The sequence below is a fragment of the Herbaspirillum sp. C9C3 genome, assembly GCF_013359625.1.
Classification (GTDB): domain Bacteria; phylum Pseudomonadota; class Gammaproteobacteria; order Burkholderiales; family Burkholderiaceae_D; genus Herbaspirillum.
On record NZ_JABFMQ010000007.1, the window covers coordinates 19295 to 37051 of the forward strand.

The following is a 17757-nucleotide window of genomic DNA, read 5'->3' on the forward strand; positions in this document are numbered from 1 at the left end:
CCGGAACATCTTCATCTTCAAACGATATAAACAATATAAACAATAAAAACAACAAGACGGCAGGCAAGGAGACGACATGCAATTCTTCCTCGAAGTCACCCTGAGCGGATTGCTCTCGGGGCTGATGTATTCTCTGGTGGCGCTGGGCTTCGTGCTGATCTACAAGGCATCCGGCGTATTCAATTTTGCCCAGGGCGCGATGGTGTATTTCGCCGCGCTGGCGGTGGTGGGGCTGATGGAGAAGGGCATGCCGATGTGGGCCGCCATCATCGGCGCCTTCGCGGTCATGATCCTGGTGGGGTTGGCGACTGAACGCTTCGTGCTGCGCAAGCTGGTGAACCAGCCGCCGATCACCTTGTTCATGGCCACCATCGGTCTGACTTTTTTCCTGGAGGGCCTGGGCCCCTTGCTCTTCGGCAGCGAGGTGCGGCCCATCGATCTGGGCATCGTCGATGAACCGATCCAGTCGGTGATGGACAGCATGGGGATCGGCATTTCCAAATTTGACCTCTTCGCTTCCGGCATGGTGGTGGCCTTGGTGGCGGCGCTGGCGCTGTTCTTCCAGAAGACCAAGGTCGGTCGCGCTCTGCGTGCGGTGGCCGACGATCACCAGGCGGCGCTGTCTCTGGGCATCCCGCTGCAGCACATCTGGGCCGTGGTGTGGGGCGTGGCCGGGTTCGTGGCCCTGATTGCAGGTCTGCTGTGGGGTTCGCGCAATGGCGTGCAGTTCGCCCTGACCATGACGGCCTTGAAGGCGCTGCCGGTGCTGATCCTGGGGGGCTTCACGTCGATCCCGGGTGCCATTGTCGGCGGCCTCATCATCGGCGCCTCCGAGAAGCTGGCCGAGATCTACATCCCGCCGGTCATGCAGGACGCCTTCGGCGGCAACTTCGGTGGTATCGAAGGCTGGTTCCCGTATGTGTTTGCGCTGCTGTTCCTGCTGGTGCGCCCGGAAGGATTGTTCGGCGAGCGGCATATCGACCGTGTATGACAAAACGCTGATTCCAATGTTGGCGATATGTCGCCACAGGTGCCATGCAGGAACAAGGAGAACATGATGCTGTACCGTGAAGCCGGACAATTCAAGACAAGCTACATCGCCGACAGTCAGATCTTCCCGATCCGCCAGGATCGCATCCTCTTTACGCTCTTCATGGTGTTCGCCTTCGTGGGCGTGCCGCTGTTGGGCAATGAATACTGGTTCTCGGCCATCCTGGTGCCGTTCCTGGTGTTTGCGCTGGCCGCACTCGGTCTGAACGTGCTGACCGGTTACGCCGGTCAGCTCTCGCTGGGGTCGGCGGCCTTCATGGCGGTGGGGGCGTACGCGGCCTACAATTTTCAACTGCGGGTGGAAGGCATTCCCATCGTCGCCACGCTGCTGCTCTCGGGTGGCTGTGCCGCGCTGGTGGGTGTGCTGTTCGGGCTGCCGTCGCTGCGCATCAAGGGTTTCTATCTGGCCGTGGCCACGCTGGCGGCGCAGTTCTTCGTGGTGTGGGCGCTGACCAAGTTTCCCTGGTTCTCCAACAATTCCTCCTCGGGCGTGATCAGCACCCCCAAGATCGATTTCTTCGGCATCGCCATCGACAGTCCGGTACGCAAGTATCTCTTCGTGCTGGGCGTGGTGAGCGTACTGGCGCTGGTGGCCAAGAACCTGGTGCGCTCCTCCACCGGGCGCGCCTGGATGGCAGTGCGCGACATGGACGTGGCCGCCGAAGTGATCGGCATCCCCTTGATGCGTACCAAGCTGACCGCCTTCGCAGTGAGCTCCTTCTACTGCGGCGTGGCCGGTGCCCTGTATGCGTTCTGCTACCTGGGCTCGGTGGAACCGGACGGCTTCTCGCTGGACCTGTCCTTCCGCATCCTCTTCATGATCATCATCGGCGGCGTGGGCAGCATCCTCGGTTCCTTCCTGGGGTCGGCCTTCATCCTTCTGCTGCCGATCTTCCTGGACAACGCGCTGCCGCCGCTGGCAGCCCTGTTGCACCTGCCCTTCACCAATGCCACCGTGTCGCACATCCAGATGATGATGTTCGGTGCCCTGATCATCTTCTTCCTGATCGTCGAGCCGCACGGGCTGGCACGACTGTGGCAGATCGCCAAGGAAAAACTGCGCCTGTGGCCGTTCCCGCACTAGGCGCACAAGCAGCAACGAGGTAGGTGGAGGCCGGGATGCCGGCGTCCGATAAAAGTCGGCAACGACAACAACAAGGAGACGAGACCATGAAGAGCATCAAGCATCTGCGGCAACTGGTGGTAGCCACCGCCTGCGCCGCCAGCCTGCTGTCGGCAGCAGTGCCGGCGCTGGCACAGAGCAGTGACCAGTTCATCGCCATCCCCAGCTACCGGGTCGGCCCGTATGGTACCAACGGCCAGTCGTATTACGGCGGCTATGTCGATTACCTCAACTACGTCAACCTCAAGGAAGGCGGCATCAACGGTGTCAAGCTGTCCTGGGAAGAGTGCGAGACCGAGTACAACAACGCCAAGGGCGTGGAGTGCTACGAGCGCATGAAGAACAAGAATACCGTCACCCACGGCACCGCCATCAACCCCATGGCCACCGGCATTTCCTACGCGCTCATCGACAAGACCGCCGAGGACAAGGTGCCGCTGGTGATGATCGGCTATGGCCGTACCGATGCGGTGGATGGTTCGGTGTTCCCCTATGCTTTCCCGCTGGTGACGACCTACCAGATGCAGGTCTCGGCCATCGTCAAGTATCTGACCGGCAAGAACAATGGTTCGCTGGCGGGCAAGAAGATCGTGTTCCTGTATCACGATTCGGCCTATGGCAAGGAACCCATCGTGGCCTTGCAGGCGGAGGCTTCCATCGGCAAGTTCAAGCTGGTGGAGATCCCGGTGGCCCACCCCGGCAATGAACAGGGCGCGCAATGGCTGCGCATCCGCCAGGAAAACCCGGACTACGTGATCTTCTGGGGCTGGGGCGTGATGAACCAGACGGCGCTGAAGGCGGCGCAGAAGGTCGGCTATCCGCGTGACAAGATCATCGGTTCCTGGTGGGCCGGCTCGGAAGAAGACACCATCCCCGCCGGCGAGGCCGCCAAGGGTTACCTGTCGGCCACCTGGAACGTGGCCGGCAAGGATGTGCCGGTCATTGCCGATATCGACAAGGTGGTCTATGGCGCGGGCCGCGGCAACATGCAGGACAAGAACAAGCTCGGTTCCATCCTCTACAACCGTGGCGTCTCGGCCGCCATTGCCACCGTGGAAGCGGTGCGCACGGCCCAGGACAAATATGGCAAGGGAAAGGTCATGAGTGGCGAGCAGGTGCGCTGGGGCTTTGAAAACCTCAACATCACCGATGCCCGCCTGAAGGCTCTGGGCGCCACCGGGCTGCTGCCGGAGATCAAGACCTCCTGCGAGAACCATGAGGGATCGGGCAAGATCAAGATCCAGCAATGGGATGGCAGCAAGTGGGTGCTGGTGTCGGACTGGATCGAGGGCAACAAGAACCTGATCCACCCCTTGTTCAAGGCATCGGCTGCGAAATACGCAAAAGAAAAAGGCATCACTCCTGCCTGCATGAAGTAGGCGCTTGCGCCGGCGGTTTTGCACGTCTCCCACGGCCGCCGGTGCTTTTTTGGGAATGCGAACGACCATGAATGCCACACCGATCCAGACCAGTGCCGCTCCCTCTGCCGCCCCGGCAGCGGTAGCCAAGGCGCTGGCCATCAACAACATCGAAGTGATCTATGACCACGTGATCCTGGTCTTGAAGGGCGTCTCGCTGGACGTGCCCGAAGGCAAGATCGTGGCACTGCTGGGCGCCAATGGCGCAGGCAAGAGCACGACCCTGAAGGCCATTTCCAACCTGCTGCACGCCGAACGCGGCGACGTCACCAAGGGCAGCATCGAGTTTCGCGGCGAGCGGGTGGACCGCATGACGCCCAATGACCTGGTCAGGCGCGGCGTGATCCAGGTGATGGAAGGTCGGCATTGCTTCGGCCACCTGACGGTGGAAGAAAACCTGCTGACCGGTGCCTACACGCGCGGCATCAGCCACTCCGAAGTGAAGCACGAACTGGAAAAGATTTACGACTATTTCCCGCGCCTGAAGGTGCGCCGCAAATCGCAGTCCGGCTATACCTCGGGCGGCGAACAGCAGATGACCGCGATCGGGCGCGCCATGATGGCCAAGCCTTCGATGATCCTGCTGGACGAACCCTCGATGGGCCTGGCGCCGCAGATCGTCGAGGAGATCTTCGAGATCGTCAAGGACCTGAACAGCAAGGAGCGGGTCTCCTTCCTGCTGGCCGAGCAGAACACCATGGTCGCGCTGCGCTATGCCGATTTCGGCTACATCCTCGAAAACGGCCGCGTGGTCATGGAAGGCGCGGCCAGCGAGCTGGCCGATAACGAGGACGTCAAGGAGTTCTATCTCGGCGTCTCCGGAGGCGGTCGCAAGAATTTCCGCGACATGAAGTTCTATCGGCGCCGCAAGCGCTGGTTGGCCTGAGGGAGGGCATCATGTCCGATCCCAGGCAGGGTGTGGCCGAGCTGGACGCGCTGGAACGGCGTGATCCGCAACAGCGTGAAGAACAGTTGATGCGTGCGTTGCCGCAGCTGGTGGCACGGGCGCAGGGCGCGCCGGGCTGGGCGCGCATCCTTGCGGGGGTGGATGCGGCGGCCATCGGCTCGCGCGCGGCCCTGGCGCAATTGCCGGTGACCCGCAAATCCGATCTGAAGGAATTGCAGACGCGTGAGAGTCCCTTCGGCGGCTTGAATACCACGCCCGCGCGGCAACTGCGGCGGCTCTTCGTCTCGCCCGGTCCGATCTTCGATCCGGAAGGCCAGGGCGCCGACTGGTGGCGCTTTGCCAGCCCGATGAAGGCGCTGGGCTTGCAGGCCGGGCATATCCTGCAAAACTGCTTTGCCTATCACTTCACGCCGGCTGCCTTCATGGTCGAGGGCGCGGCGGCCAGGCTGGGCTGTGCGGTGATCCCGGCCGGTATCGGCCAGACCGAATTGCAGGTCAATGCGATGGCGGCCTTGAAGCCCGATGCCTATGTGGGCACGCCCTCGTTCCTCAAGATCATCATCGAGAAGGCACAGGAGATGGGCGCGGATATCTCCAGCGTGCGGCGCGCGCTGGTCAGCGCCGAAGCGCTGCCGCCGTCGCTGCGCAGCTGGTTCCATGAACACGGCGTGCCGCAGGTGCTGCAGCTGTATGCCTCTGCCGACATCGGCAACATCGCCTACGAAACCATGAGTGAGGGCAGGGTGCATCCCGGCATGGTGCTGGATGAATCGCTGATCCTGGAAATCGTGCGGCCCGGCACGGGCGACCCCGTGGCTGAGGGCGAGGTTGGCGAGGTGGTGGTGACTTCCTTCAATCCCGACTATCCGCTCATCCGCTTCGGTACCGGCGATCTCTCGGCGGTCGTGCCGGGGGCGTCTCCGTGCGGGCGTACCAATACCCGCATCAAGGGCTGGATGGGACGGGCCGACCAGACGACCAAGGTGCGTGGCATGTTCGTGCATCCTTCGCAGGTGGCCGACGTCTTGCGCCGCCATGGCGATGTCTTGCGGGCGCGGCTGGTGGTCTCGGGCGAGATGGCCAATGACGTCATGACCCTGCATTGCGAAGTGGGTGACCCGGAAGATCCGGCCATCGACGTCTCTGCACTGGCCGGCAGCTTGCGCGAGGTGACCAAGCTCAGAGGCGAAGTGCTGCTGGTGGCGCCGGGCAGTCTGCCCAATGACGGCAAGGTCATTGAAGATGCGCGGAAATACGAATAAGTGAAGTAACTTGCAGAGGATCGAAGGTACAGGGCGATTTGCGCTTGTGCAGGTGAAGCTTCGCGCATAAAATCGGTAACGGAACATTGGTTCCAACGTCGCTCGGACGGTTCCGGGCGCTGACGTGAAAGACCTCCATGACGCAATCCGCCGATTCGCGCGATCCCTCGCGCACGCCTGCTGTTACTTCTTCACCTGCCACTTCCCCGGACGCCTTCCCGGTCAGCTTCCCGCGCATTGACCGGCTGCCGCCCTACGTCTTCAACATCACCGCCGAACTGAAGATGGCTGCCCGCCGTCGTGGCGAGGACATCATCGACATGTCCATGGGCAACCCGGATGGCGCCACGCCACCGCACATCGTCGAGAAGCTGGTGGAAGTCGCGCAGCGGCCCGATACGCACGGCTATTCCTCCTCCAAGGGTATTCCGCGCCTGCGCCGCGCCATTGCACACTGGTATCGCAGCCGCTACGAAGTCGATTTCGATCCCGACAGCGAAGCCATCGTCACCATCGGTTCCAAGGAAGGCCTGGCGCACCTGATGCTGGCCACCCTCGACAAGGGGGATACCGTGCTGGTACCCAATCCCAGCTACCCCATCCACATCTATGGCGCGGTGATCGCCGGCGCCAACATCCGCTCGGTGCGCATGAGCCCGGGCGTGGATTTCTTCGACGAGCTGGAACGTGCGGTGCGCGAGAGCTATCCCAAGCCCAAGATGATGATCCTGGGCTTTCCCTCCAATCCGACCGCGCAATGCGTGGAACTGGAATTCTTCGAGCGCGTGGTCAAGCTGGCGCGCGAACACCAGATCCTGGTGGTGCATGACCTGGCCTATGCCGACATCACCTTCGATGGCTGGAAAGCGCCGTCCATCATGCAGGTGCCGGGTGCGCGGGAGGTTGCAGTGGAATTCTTCACGCTCTCCAAGAGCTACAACATGGCCGGCTGGCGGATTGGTTTCATGGTCGGCAATGCCCGGCTGGTGGCGGCGCTGGCGCGCATCAAGAGCTATCACGACTATGGCAGCTTCACGCCCGTGCAGGTGGCGGCCATTGCGGCCCTGGAGGGCGATCAGTCCTGCGTGGAGGAAATCCGCGCCAATTACGAAAAGCGCCGCAATGTCCTGGTCAAGGGCCTGCACGAGGCCGGCTGGATGGTCGATATTCCCAAGGCCTCGATGTACATCTGGGCGCGCATCCCGGAACCGTATCGCTCCTTCGGCTCGCTGGAGTTCGCGCGCATCCTGCTGGAACAGGCCAAGGTCTGCGTCTCGCCCGGCATCGGTTTCGGTGAGTACGGCGACGAGTATGTGCGCTTCGCCCTGATCGAGAATGAATCGCGCATCCGCCAGGCCATTCGCGGGATCAAGACCATGTTCAAGAACGCCAAGGGCGGCTGACCCGGGGCCTGCCGGTGTAAAGACCGGAACCGTGCCGGTGGGGCCGCTGTCGTACAAAAATATTCACCCTCTGATTATTTTATATGATGAAAAAAATAATATTCGCCAGCCTGGTGGCGCTTGGTTCGTCCGCGGCTGTGCTGCCGCTTGCCCAGGCGCAGGTGTCGGTCAACATCAACATCGGTGCACCGCCGCCGCCGCGCGCCGAACCGCTCCCGCCGCCGCGTCATGGTTATGTGTGGGCACCCGGCTTCTGGGATTGGGATGGTCATCGCCACATCTGGCGCGAAGGCCACTGGGTGCGCGAGCGCCCCGGCTATGTGTATGCCGCGCCCGTATGGCGTCAGGGGCCGCGCGGATGGGAGCTCGATCGCGGCGGCTGGCGCGGCGGTCCGCCACCGGGTCACGGGCCGCGTCACCATCGTGATGATGACGACCACCGTGGTCCGGGACGCGGACACGACTGCCCGCCGGGTCATGAGCGCAAGGGGGAGTGCTGAAATGCTGATGCAGCCTGCATGAACTGAAGTGATGAAACGAAACGGCCGCAACGTCTTCACGTTGCGGCCGTTTTCGTTGGCGGGCCGCGCGAAAGCAGACGGAATCAGGTCTTGTCCATCAGCGCGGAGACCGCAAAGGAGACGATGCCGGCGGTGACGCAGATGACAGCCAGGCGGTAATGCGGAATCAGCTTGCCGATCCAGGGCAGCAGGAAGTACAGGACGATGGCGATCAGGATGCTGGTCAGAAGTCTTTTCATTGTCGTGGCGGGAGGTTGAACGCTGGTCGCTATGATAGTGCGATTTGTTGGGGGCTCCTAGTCAAGGATTGCCTGCAGTCGTGCAAGCGCATCATCAATCACGAAGTCAGGGGCCGTCTCGATCTTCTTGGCACGCCTGGCTTCGAGGTCCAGCATGCGGATCTGATTCACCAGCGCTGCGCCCTGCGTCTTGGTGCCGGCGCCACTCAGGGGGACGGCAAATCCGGCGTGCCTGGCAAAATCGCCGCCCTGGGTAATGGGGGCGACCAGAACGGTGCCCATGACGTTGAACACCGCCGTGGACAGAATCAGCACAGGGCGACTCTCGCCGCGCTGTTCCCGACCTGAGGCCGGTTCCAAGTTGACGACCACAATGTCGCCACGCTCGAACTTGACACGTCTTACCATGTTTCACGGCCCACTGGTTTGAGCTTGTTCCAGGCGGCCATGTCGGCAGGTTCCGGCGCGCTGGTATCACATTGTTTGACCAGATCGGCCAGCGCATAGGCATGACGCTTCGGTTTCAGCAAAGCCCCTTCGGGACGAATGTCCACGCAGAGCTTGTCGCCCAGCTTCACATTGAGCAGGCTCAGAAATTCGGTCGACAAGCGTACCGCCGCGCTGTTACCCCATTTTTGGATCGAGAGTTCCATATGTACCTCCGTAATGTAGATACATTGTATAAACGTGGATTGTACGGGTCAAGCATTGTGCAGCTGTGTTCGGCGTTGGTTTTTCAGTTGCATTTGAGGTTGGACTGCGCACATGCCGCATCTTGCCTGGACGGCGCGGTGGCCGGTGCAGTGCTTGCTGCCCCGGTCGCCCCCGGCAGCGGTGTGGCACCGGGCGGCAGCTTGTCGTCGACCTGCTCGTTCTGGCGGCCACCGCCGTGGGCATTGAAGAAGTTGATGACGGTGCGCGAGGTGTCCAGGTTCTGCGAGGACTTGCCGCCATTGACGATGGGCACCACGCCGCCCGGCCAGGCATGGCCGCCGCCCTTGACCTCGTAGAGCACCACGGCTTGCGGGTCGGTCTTGCTGGCGTAGGTGTACTGGCGAATGGTGGTGCCGTCGTTGGCGGTGTCGGGGATGTCGGTCACGGTCGGTCGTGGATTGGCACCATCGGCCTTGATGAAGGCTTCGATGCTGCGCGCCACCGAGATGCGCGGCAGCTGCGAGACTTCCTGCTTGCCGATACCCCCCAGGAAGGGGATGAAGGGGTCGTCGCTGCCGTGGATATGCAGCAGCGGCATGGGAGCCTTGACCGTCTCGGGCGGCACGTCCAGCACCGCGCTGACCACCGCCACCGCCCGGAACAGTTCGGGCGCTTCGGCAGCCATGCGATAGGCCATCATGCCGCCGTTGGAGACGCCCACCAGATAGACGCGCCGCGGATCGGCCAGGCCATCCTTGACCAGCTTGTCGATCAGGGCGCGCAGGAAGGCGACGTCATCCACCTTGTGCATCTGCGCATAGCCGCAGCAGCCGCCCGAATTCCAGGTGCGCGCATCAATGGCCAGCCCGGTGCCGTTGGGATACACGATCATGTAGCCGGCGGCTTCGGCGATCTCGGTCAGCCCGGTGGCGCGCGCCATGAGCGAGCCGCTGGAGCCACTGGCATGCAGCGCGATGATCAGAGGTTGCGGCTCACCGGGCGCGGCACGTTCGGAAAAATACGCGCGCGAGAGATTGCCGACGCGGATCGTCTTCAGGGACAGGTCAACCGCGTGTGCCGGTGTGGACGCCAGTACGGCAAGGCCGCACAGCGCCGCCAGCAGGCGGCGGCGCAAGGGCCGGACACGAACATTCGGGGGCAGGAGACTACGGTAGCTCATGACGGGCGGGATGCGTTTGCAGGGATGGGCGCCATGTTAACGCGCAGCGCGTGCTGCCGCAAAGTGATTTACACCCTGCGCCACCCGCAACAGGCGCCCAGCGCGGATCGATCAGTCGCGCGCGGGAATGTTGAGCCCGCGCACCACCGCCGGCCGTGCCACGAAAGCTTGCAGTGCCCGTGCCACATGGGGGAAGTCCTGGAAGCCGACCAGCTCGGCGGCCTCATAGAAGCCGATCAGGTTGCGGATCCACGGGAAGGTGGCGATGTCGGCGATCGAATAGGCATCGCCACCCAGCCACTGGCTTTGTGCCAGACGCCGGTCCATCACGCCCAGCAGACGTTTGGTTTCGTTGACGTAACGGTCGCGCGGACGCTTGTCTTCGTACTCCTTGCCGGCGAAGCGGTGGAAGAAGCCCAGCTGGCCGAACATCGGACCTACGCCGCCCATCTGGAACATCACCCACTGGATCACCTGGTAGCGCGCGGCGGCATCGGCGGGCAGAAACTGGCCGGTCTTCTCGGCCAGGTAGAGCAGGATGGCCCCCGATTCGAACAGCGGCAGCGCTGCACCACTGGGGCCATTGGGATCGATGATGGCGGGGATCTTGTTGTTCGGGTTCAGCGACAGGAACTCCGGTGACATCTGGTCATTGGTCTCGAAGCTCACCAGGTGGGCTTCGTAGGGCAGGCCGGTTTCTTCCAGCATGATCGAGACCTTCACGCCATTGGGCGTGGGCAGCGAATACAGCTGGATGCGCTCGGGGTGCTGGGCCGGCCATTTTTGATTGATGGCGAAGGCGGACAAAGCGTGACTCATGAGATCGGACTCCTAGGCAACGGATATGAGGGGGTCGCGGTCCTGGGCGAATTTCTCGAAGGCATCGACCGTCACGGGCCGGCAGAAGTAATAGCCCTGGTAGGCATGGCAGCCGGCATCGGCCAGGAAGGAGCGCTGGGCATCGGTTTCCACACCCTCGGCGATCACCCCCAGCCCCAGGCTCTGGGCCAGGTTGACGATGGTCTTGGCTATCGAGGCGTCGTTGGGATCGATCAGGACATCGCGCACGAAAGACTGGTCGATTTTAAGCTGATTCAGCGGCAGCCGCTTGAGGTAGGACAGGGACGAATAACCGGTGCCGAAATCGTCCAGCGAAAACTCTACGCCGTAAGCCTTCAAGGCAAACATCTTCTGGATGATGTCTTCCACGTTGTCCACCAGCAGGCTTTCGGTGAGCTCCAGCTTGAGGCGGCGCGGATTGGCGCCGGTGCGCTCGATGATGTCCAGCACGGTCTGCACGAAATCGGCCTCGCGCAATTGCGGCGCGCTGACGTTGACGGCAATGCTGAGCTCGGCCATGCGCGGCCGCTTGGCCCAGACGGCCAGCTGCTTGCAGGCGGTTTCCAGCACCCAGTTGCCCAGCGAGAGGATCAGTCCGGTTTCTTCGGCCAGCGGGATGAAGTCGCCCGGGGGCACCATGCCGCGCTGCGGATGCTGCCAGCGTACCAGTACTTCGGCACCGGTCACGCGACCACCCTCGACCACCTGCGGCTGGTAGTGCAGCAGCAGCTGCTCCCCTTCAATGGCCTTGCGCAGGCCGGCTTCCAGGGTGGCGCGTTCCAGCACGGCGGTCTGCATGGCCGGGTCGAAGAAGCGCAGCGCATTGCGGCCGGTTTCCTTGGCCTTGTACATGGCCAGGTCGGCCTGCTTCATCAGTTCATCCACCGAGGTCGCCCGCCCCAGGAAAACGGTGGCGCCGATGCTGGCAGTGGTGCGATATTCGACGTCGTCCAGCTGGTAGGTGGCGCCCAGCGCGGCGAGGATCTTCTCGCCGATGGCGCGGGTCTGGGTGGCGGCTTCCTGCTGGGTATCGCTCAAGGATTCGAGCACCACCACGAATTCATCACCGCCCACCCGCGCCACCGTATCGTTTTCACGCACGTTGGCCAGCAGGCGCTGGGCCACCTGTTTCAACAGGGTGTCGCCCTTCTCATGGCCGACGGTATCGTTGAGGGTCTTGAAGTGATCCAGGTCGATGAACAGCAGCGCGCCGCAGGTGCGGGTGCGCAGCGACAGTGCGATGGCCTGCTTGAGGCGGTCCAGCAGCAGGGTGCGGTTGGGCAGGCGGGTCAGGGCGTCGAAGAAGGCCAGCTCGCGGATGCGTTCCTCGGCCAGCTTGCGGTCGCTGATGTCGTGATGGGTGCTGACGTAGTGGGTGACCTGGTTGTCCTTGTTCTTGACCGCCGAGATGGTCAGCCACTCGGGATAGACCTCGCCGTTCTTGCGACGGTCCCAGATCTCACCCTGCCATTTGCCGAAGCGGCGGATGCTCTCGCGCATCTCCTGGAAGAAGGCCGGACCATGGCGGTCCGAGCGCAGCAGCTTGGGATGCTTGCCGACAATTTCCTCGGCGGTGTAGCCGGTGATCTCGGTGAAGGCCTTGTTCACGCGCAGGATCTTGCTGTTGGCGTCGGTGATGAGCATGCCCTCGCGCGAATCGAAGGCTACTGCCGAGATGCGCAGTTCGGCTTCGATCTGCTTGCGCTCGGTGATGTCGCGCGCACTGGTGCGGAATCCCGTGAAGCTGCCCTGGGCATCGGCAATTGGCGCCGACGACAGCGACAGCCAGAACACCGTGCCATCCTTGCGTACGCAGCGGAATTCCACGTCCTCGCGCTTCTGGCCATCCATGCAGCGCGCCAGCTCGGCGCGTATGCGGTGCTCGTCGTCGGGATGGACGATGCTGCCGATGAAGTCCGGCATGCTCAGGCATTGTTCCACGGTATAGCCGGTGTAGTCGCGCACGGCATGATTGATCCAGCGCGGGCGGCCATCGCGGCCCCACCAGACTTCCCAGTTGACGGTGCAGTCGGCGATGGCGCGGAACTGTTCCTCGCTGGCGCGCAGTTCCGCCGTCATCTTCTCGGCCAGACGCACGGCGCGCTTGCGGCTGGACATCATCAGCCAGGCCAGCAGGGCCAGCGTGATGCTCAAGCCGATGCCGGTGGCAGCGATGAGCTGCTCGGCATTGCGCCCGAACTGGGTGGTGAAGGCGTCGGTGGTGCTGATGGAGAGGGTCCAGTTGTGATTGGCCACCACCAGATATTCATCGGCCTGCAGGCGTGGGCGGTGCAGCGGGGCGCTGGCCAGCGGCGAGCGGTAGAGCAGGTCCTGCGGGTCCCGCGTGACGCCGTCGAAGAGCATGAAGGCGATGGTGCGGCTGCTCTCGCCGTACAGACTGGCGATCACATCGCTCATGCGGAAGACCGCATGCACCCAGCCGATCAGGCTGGCGCGCCGCTCGGCGATGGTGGACTGCGGCTGGCCGCGCTCGTACAGCGGCAGGTACATCATGAAGGCCGGTGTGGCCGGCCCTTCACCGGCCAGTTCGATCTTGCCGGAGACGGTCGCCATGCCGGAGTCGCGCGCCTTTTCCATGGCCGCGCGTCGCACCGGATCGGACCACTGGTCGTTGCCGAAGGGGAGACGGTTGCGGCCCACGTAGGGCTCGCGCAGGATGGTCGGGGCATAGGCCGGGCGAGCTCCCGCCGGGCGGATCTTGTAGTCCGCCAAGCCCTGGCGCGCCATGCGGGCCAGATGGGCATCGAGTTGCCGGGCCGGCACCCACTCCTCGATGGAGATGGCCTGGATGCCGGAAAAATTGGCGTCCAGGTTGAGCGCCTCGACATAGTCGCGGAACTGGTTGCGGTCGATGTTGCCGGTGGCCGAGATCAGACCCTGCACCCCATGCAGCATCTGTTCGTAGGAAGCCATGCGCTGCTCGATGCGGCTGACGGTCTCGCGCAGCACCGAGGCGAACTGGGTATGGACCTCCTTGGCGGCGGCGTCGCGTTCGTGGTCCCAGGCGGTCCAGGTGACGCCCAATCCTGTGGCCAGGATGATCAGGGGCAGCAGGATCTGGCGTATCCAGTTCACGGCTTGCTCTGGAATTGGACCATGGCTGCCGCCAGTTCCGCATTGAAGTACTTGCGGAAGATGCGCAGCACCGTACCATCGGCCAGCATGCCATTGACCAGGGCGCGCCATTTTTCCTGCTCGGCGGGGGGCAGGGCCTGGCGCGACATGATCAATCCATGCAGCACCGAGGGATCCTCGAAGCTGATGATGGTGGTGGCCTCGCGAATGCGCTTTTCTCCCACCACCGGATAATCGAAGGGCTCCATGATCATGCCCTGGATGCGATTCTGCAGCAGCGCCTCATAGAGCGGCTCCAGCCCGCCGGCCAGGGTGACGCGATTGGCGGCGGCCAGTTCGTCCACCACACGGTTGGCGTTGCTGCTGTAGCGGAAGCCACGGATGACGCCAAGCTGGAAACGCTCGCTGCGGGCGATATCGGCCAGCTGGGTGATGCCGGCATCCTTGCGCACCAGCAGGTAGTACTTGTTGCTGAAGTACCAGGCGAAGGAGGCGAATCTGTCGCGCTCGGCATTGGTGATGCCGGAGAGGCTGAAGTCCAGCGCGCCTGACTCGATCAACTGCCAGATGCGCGCACGCGACATGAGACTGACGTTGACCTTGCAGCCGCTGCGGCGGATCAGCTCATCGGCAAAATCCTTGTCGATCCCCGTATCGGTGGCCGCAGAATAGAGCAGGCCGTGATCGTGCAGGGCCAGCGTGTAGGCTCGTGAACAATCGGGACCGGCCGCCGTGGAAGAACCGGCGACATCGGCAGCGTGGGAAGGGGAAGCCGCCAGCAGGGCCGCAAACAGGGTGGCCGCGTTCGCACAGGCACGCACTGCGCGATTGCGAAAGAATCGACTGAAAATACTGGCCCCCATGAATACGCCACACCGTGGACGCCGTCTTGCGCTCCTGAGGCGATGCCGCCTCCGGTGCACTGCCGTGTCGTCCTTCCCTGAAATCACCGCATCTGAAACGGTGCCCTGATCTGTTGTTCTGTGTCTGCCGCCCGTGGAGGCGGTGGTGTCATCACCTGCTCTGCTCACATGCGGGACACGTCAGCAAGAACGGGGCTGCACCAAACGCCGAGCGATGTTACCCGAGCAGATTCCATTGCGCAACAGAATGCGTCGCGGCCTGCAAGGGCCGGCTGCACGGGGCCGCGCGGCGTGTGCACGGGAGTGGAAAAAAGCAGTGGCCAGGGTGCACGCAGGGGCCGTCATGCGCACAAAAAAACCGGTATTTCCCAAGTGGAAACACCGGTTTCTTCTTCCTGCGGCGAACCGCCGATCATGCGCGCGCGGGGGCTCAGATGAACATGCCGCCCGAGACTTCCACCCGCTGGGCATTGATCCATCCGTTGTCCGGACGCAGCAGGGAGGCCACCGCCGCGCCGATGTCATCGGGCACGCCGACCCGGCCCAGTGCGGTCTGGCTGGCGACAAAGGCGTTGAGCTCGGCATTGTCGCGCACGCGGCCTCCGCCGAAATCGGTCTCGATGGCGCCCGGTGCCACGGTATTGACGGCAATGCCGCGCGCGCCGAATTCCTTGGCCATGTAGCGCGTCATCACTTCCACGCCACCCTTCATGGCGGCATAGGCAGCGTAGCCCGGCAGGGTGAAGCGTGCCAGCCCGCTGGAGATGTTGATGATGCGGCCACCATCGGCCAGCAGTGGCAGCAGCGCCTGGGTCAGAAAGAACGGCCCCTTGAGATGCACCTTGTAGAGCGCGTCGAAGTCCGCTTCGCTGGTCTCGGCGATCGGGCCATAGATGCCCATGCCGCCGTTGTTGATCAGATAGTTGAACTGGCGGACCTGCCAGACCCGGTACAGTGCATCGGACACTTGTTGTGCGAAGGCCGTAACACTTGCGCTGTCGGCCAAGTCCAGCTGCAAGGCCACCGCCGGTACACCGAGGGCTTCGATTTCTGACACTGCGGCATCGGCAGCAGTACGGTTGCCGACATAGGTCAGGAGGATGCCCACGCCTTCGCGGGCCAGGTGCAGGGCGGTGTTCTTGCCCAGGCCCCGGCTGCCGCCGGTGATCAGGGCGATGCGGGGAGAAGTGGGGGTGGAAGCAGGTTGGGCGTTCATGTCGGGCTCCTTGGTTGTTGAGGAGCTCAGTATATTGAGAAGAAATTTAAGAATAAATTTAGGATTTACTATTAGACTTTTCAGAATTGAATAATAATCAGGCGAGCACATGAACCAGTTGGATACCCTCAAGATCTTCCAGCGCGTGGCCGAACTGGCCAGCTTCAGCGGTGCGGCGCGCCAGCTCGGGCTGCCCAACGCCAGCGTGTCGCTGGCCGTACAGCAACTGGAGCAGATGCTGGGTACGCGCCTGCTCCAGCGCACCACGCGGCGCGTGCAGCTGACCGCCGATGGCGAGGCCTTCTACCGGCGCAGTCAGGAACTGCTGGATGAATTCGAATCCTTGCGCGGCATGTTTCGGGCAGGCGGTCAGCCTTTGAGCGGCAAGTTGCGGGTCGACATGTCCAGCGCCATGGCGCGCGAAGTGGTGCTGCCGGCCTTGCCGGGCTTCCTGGCGCAGCATCCGCAACTGGAGATCGAACTCTCGGCCAGTGACCGCCGGGTGGACCTGGTGGCGGAGGGATTTGATTGCGTGCTGCGTACCGGCACGCTGGATGACTCCTCACTGGTGGCGCGGCCCATCGGCCACCTGGTGCAGATCAACTGCGCCAGCGCCGCCTATCTGAAACGCCACGGCACGCCGCGTACGCTGGAGGATCTGGCGCAGCACCAGCTGGTGCATTACCGGCAGGTGCTGGGCGGACGTTCGCCCGGATGGGAGTGGTTCGATGGCCGCCAGACGCACACCCTGTCCATGGCCGGCAGCGTCACGGTCAATGGCACGGAGACCTATTACGCCGCCTGTCAGGCCGGCCTGGGACTGATCCAGTTGCCGCTGGTGGGCGCGCAGAAACGCAAGATGCTCGACGGCGGCAAGCTGGTGGAAGTGCTGCCGCAATATCGACCGGCCCCCATGCCGGTCACGATCCTGTACGCCAGCCGGCGTCACGTACCGGCGCGGCTGGCGGAGTTCATGGACTGGCTGCATGCGCTGATCTTTCCGCTCACGCAGGAGGGCGGTCTCACACGCTGAGCAGCCCGCTCAGGCCAGCATGGTCTGTCCGACCGGATCGATGGTGACGGTGCCGCGTCCGATCTCGATGACGCGGCCGCCGACCTGGATTGCGCCCCCGGCATCGACCGCAAGATGCAGGCGTGACGGACGGTCCACGGCCGCACCCTGATCGATGGCGTAGCGCGCCGGCAGCGTTGCGCCGGTCGCGATGAGCCAGCCACCCAGGTTGGCGCAGGCCGAGCCGGTGCCTGGATCCTCGGCCACGCCACCGCCCTGCTTGGTGAAGAAGTAGCGTGCCAGCACCTGATCCGGGGCGGCCTCATCGAAGGCGAAGACATAGGCCGTCTTGCGTCCCAGACTGCTCGCCGGCCAGCGTTCCAGCAGGCCGCTGTCGGGGCGGGCGCGGCGCACTGCCGCAGTGGAACGCAGGGGAATGAGGAACTGGTCGGCGCCGGTATCGACCCACATCGGATCAGCGGCCAGGTCGCCCGCCTCCAGCGCCAGCAGCGCCGCCACCTCGGCACGCGACAGGGGCGAGGGCGCCGTGCGCGCGCCACCGGGGCAGGGCGCGGTAAAGGTCCAGACATCGCCACGGGCGGTGACGGGCACCACGCCGGCCTTGAATTCCAGGGTCAGGGCATCGCCGCAGCCGCGCAGCTCGCGCACCACCTGCGCCGTACCCAGCGTGGGATGGCCGGCAAAGGGCATCTCGTAACCGGTGGTGAAGATGCGCACCTGCGCCTCGGCAACCGTGGAGGGGAAGATGAAGGTCGTCTCCGACAGGTTGAATTGCAGGGCCAGTGCCAGCATGGTGGCCTCATCGAGGCCGCGCGCGTCTTCGAACACGCACAGGGGATTGCCGCCGAAGGTCGATTCGGCGAAGACGTTGAGCAGGCGGTAAGCGTAGGTGGCAGGCATGAGGGTCTCGCAGCAAGGTCAGGGAACCTGCGCCAAAGCGCAAGCAGGAAGG

17 protein-coding genes are annotated in these 17757 nt (G+C 63.4%); 8 read left to right on the forward strand and 9 right to left on the reverse strand.

The features are described from left to right. The first annotated feature begins 76 nt into the window (after positions 1 to 76). From HNO82_RS08860 to HNO82_RS08890, 7 genes are all read left to right on the forward strand, one after another. Positions 77 to 991, forward strand: coding sequence for a branched-chain amino acid ABC transporter permease (locus tag HNO82_RS08860; RefSeq protein WP_008329390.1), 915 nt, complete (start codon positions 77 to 79; stop codon positions 989 to 991). 66 nt (positions 992 to 1057) lie between these two features. Continuing rightward, entirely contained in the window at positions 1058 to 2134 is a 1077-nt protein-coding gene (locus HNO82_RS08865) for a branched-chain amino acid ABC transporter permease (protein ID WP_175343571.1), read from the forward strand. A gap of 86 nt (positions 2135 to 2220) precedes the next feature. Further along, positions 2221 to 3552 carry an ABC transporter substrate-binding protein gene (locus tag HNO82_RS08870; protein ID WP_008329385.1) on the forward strand — a complete coding sequence of 444 codons (1332 nt, stop codon included), beginning with the start codon at positions 2221 to 2223 and terminating at the stop codon, positions 3550 to 3552. A 67-nt stretch (positions 3553 to 3619) separates the two neighbouring features. Then, entirely contained in the window at positions 3620 to 4477 is an 858-nt protein-coding gene (locus tag HNO82_RS08875; RefSeq protein WP_175343438.1) for an ABC transporter ATP-binding protein, read from the forward strand. 11 nt (positions 4478 to 4488) lie between these two features. Continuing rightward, positions 4489 to 5760 carry a phenylacetate--CoA ligase family protein gene (locus tag HNO82_RS08880; RefSeq protein WP_175343439.1) on the forward strand — a complete coding sequence of 424 codons (1272 nt, stop codon included), beginning with the start codon at positions 4489 to 4491 and terminating at the stop codon, positions 5758 to 5760. A gap of 137 nt (positions 5761 to 5897) precedes the next feature. After that, the gene (alaC, locus tag HNO82_RS08885; RefSeq protein WP_175343440.1) at positions 5898 to 7163 is read left to right on the forward strand and encodes an alanine transaminase; all 1266 of its coding nucleotides are present in this window, start codon (positions 5898 to 5900) and stop codon (positions 7161 to 7163) included. Positions 7164 to 7246: 83 nt separating this feature from the next. After that, positions 7247 to 7663, forward strand: a complete 417-nt coding sequence (locus HNO82_RS08890; RefSeq protein ID WP_488927017.1) for a YXWGXW repeat-containing protein — start codon at positions 7247 to 7249, stop codon at positions 7661 to 7663. Positions 7664 to 7767: 104 nt separating this feature from the next. On the opposite strand, the gene HNO82_RS08895 is transcribed toward HNO82_RS08890, so the two are convergent. The 8 genes from HNO82_RS08895 to HNO82_RS08930 all read right to left on the reverse strand — a co-directional run bounded on the left by HNO82_RS08895 (position 7768) and on the right by HNO82_RS08930 (position 15772). Then, the gene (locus tag HNO82_RS08895; protein WP_175343442.1) at positions 7768 to 7923 is read right to left on the reverse strand and encodes a hypothetical protein; all 156 of its coding nucleotides are present in this window, start codon (positions 7921 to 7923) and stop codon (positions 7768 to 7770) included. A 57-nt stretch (positions 7924 to 7980) separates the two neighbouring features. After that, entirely contained in the window at positions 7981 to 8331 is a 351-nt protein-coding gene (locus HNO82_RS08900) for a type II toxin-antitoxin system ChpB family toxin (RefSeq protein WP_175343443.1), read from the reverse strand. Further along, the gene (locus tag HNO82_RS08905) at positions 8325 to 8576 is read right to left on the reverse strand and encodes an AbrB/MazE/SpoVT family DNA-binding domain-containing protein (RefSeq protein ID WP_175343444.1); all 252 of its coding nucleotides are present in this window, start codon (positions 8574 to 8576) and stop codon (positions 8325 to 8327) included. The genes HNO82_RS08900 and HNO82_RS08905 overlap by 7 nt, the downstream gene beginning before the upstream one ends. A gap of 83 nt (positions 8577 to 8659) precedes the next feature. Next, complete coding sequence (locus tag HNO82_RS08910; protein ID WP_249776965.1) at positions 8660 to 9757, reverse strand: CE1 family esterase; 1098 nt, start codon at positions 9755 to 9757, stop codon at positions 8660 to 8662. A gap of 111 nt (positions 9758 to 9868) precedes the next feature. Further along, positions 9869 to 10576, reverse strand: coding sequence for a glutathione S-transferase N-terminal domain-containing protein (locus HNO82_RS08915; protein ID WP_175343445.1), 708 nt, complete (start codon positions 10574 to 10576; stop codon positions 9869 to 9871). 12 nt (positions 10577 to 10588) lie between these two features. After that, complete coding sequence (locus HNO82_RS08920; protein ID WP_175343446.1) at positions 10589 to 13693, reverse strand: bifunctional diguanylate cyclase/phosphodiesterase; 3105 nt, start codon at positions 13691 to 13693, stop codon at positions 10589 to 10591. Further along, positions 13690 to 14556 (reverse strand): substrate-binding periplasmic protein, encoded by an 867-nt coding sequence (locus HNO82_RS08925; protein WP_175343447.1) that lies wholly within the window; start codon positions 14554 to 14556, stop codon positions 13690 to 13692. Before HNO82_RS08925 ends, HNO82_RS08920 begins: the two co-directional genes overlap by 4 nt. A 430-nt stretch (positions 14557 to 14986) precedes the next feature. Continuing rightward, positions 14987 to 15772 carry an SDR family NAD(P)-dependent oxidoreductase gene (locus HNO82_RS08930; protein WP_175343448.1) on the reverse strand — a complete coding sequence of 262 codons (786 nt, stop codon included), beginning with the start codon at positions 15770 to 15772 and terminating at the stop codon, positions 14987 to 14989. Between the two features lie 109 nt (positions 15773 to 15881). On the opposite strand from HNO82_RS08930, the gene HNO82_RS08935 reads away from it, so the two are divergent. Beyond that, positions 15882 to 16805 (forward strand): LysR family transcriptional regulator, encoded by a 924-nt coding sequence (locus HNO82_RS08935; RefSeq protein WP_175343449.1) that lies wholly within the window; start codon positions 15882 to 15884, stop codon positions 16803 to 16805. A gap of 9 nt (positions 16806 to 16814) precedes the next feature. Here the strand turns inward: HNO82_RS08935 and HNO82_RS08940 are convergent, their stop codons facing one another. Beyond that, complete coding sequence (locus HNO82_RS08940) at positions 16815 to 17705, reverse strand: PhzF family phenazine biosynthesis protein (protein WP_175343450.1); 891 nt, start codon at positions 17703 to 17705, stop codon at positions 16815 to 16817. Positions 17706 to 17757: the final 52 nt, after the last annotated feature.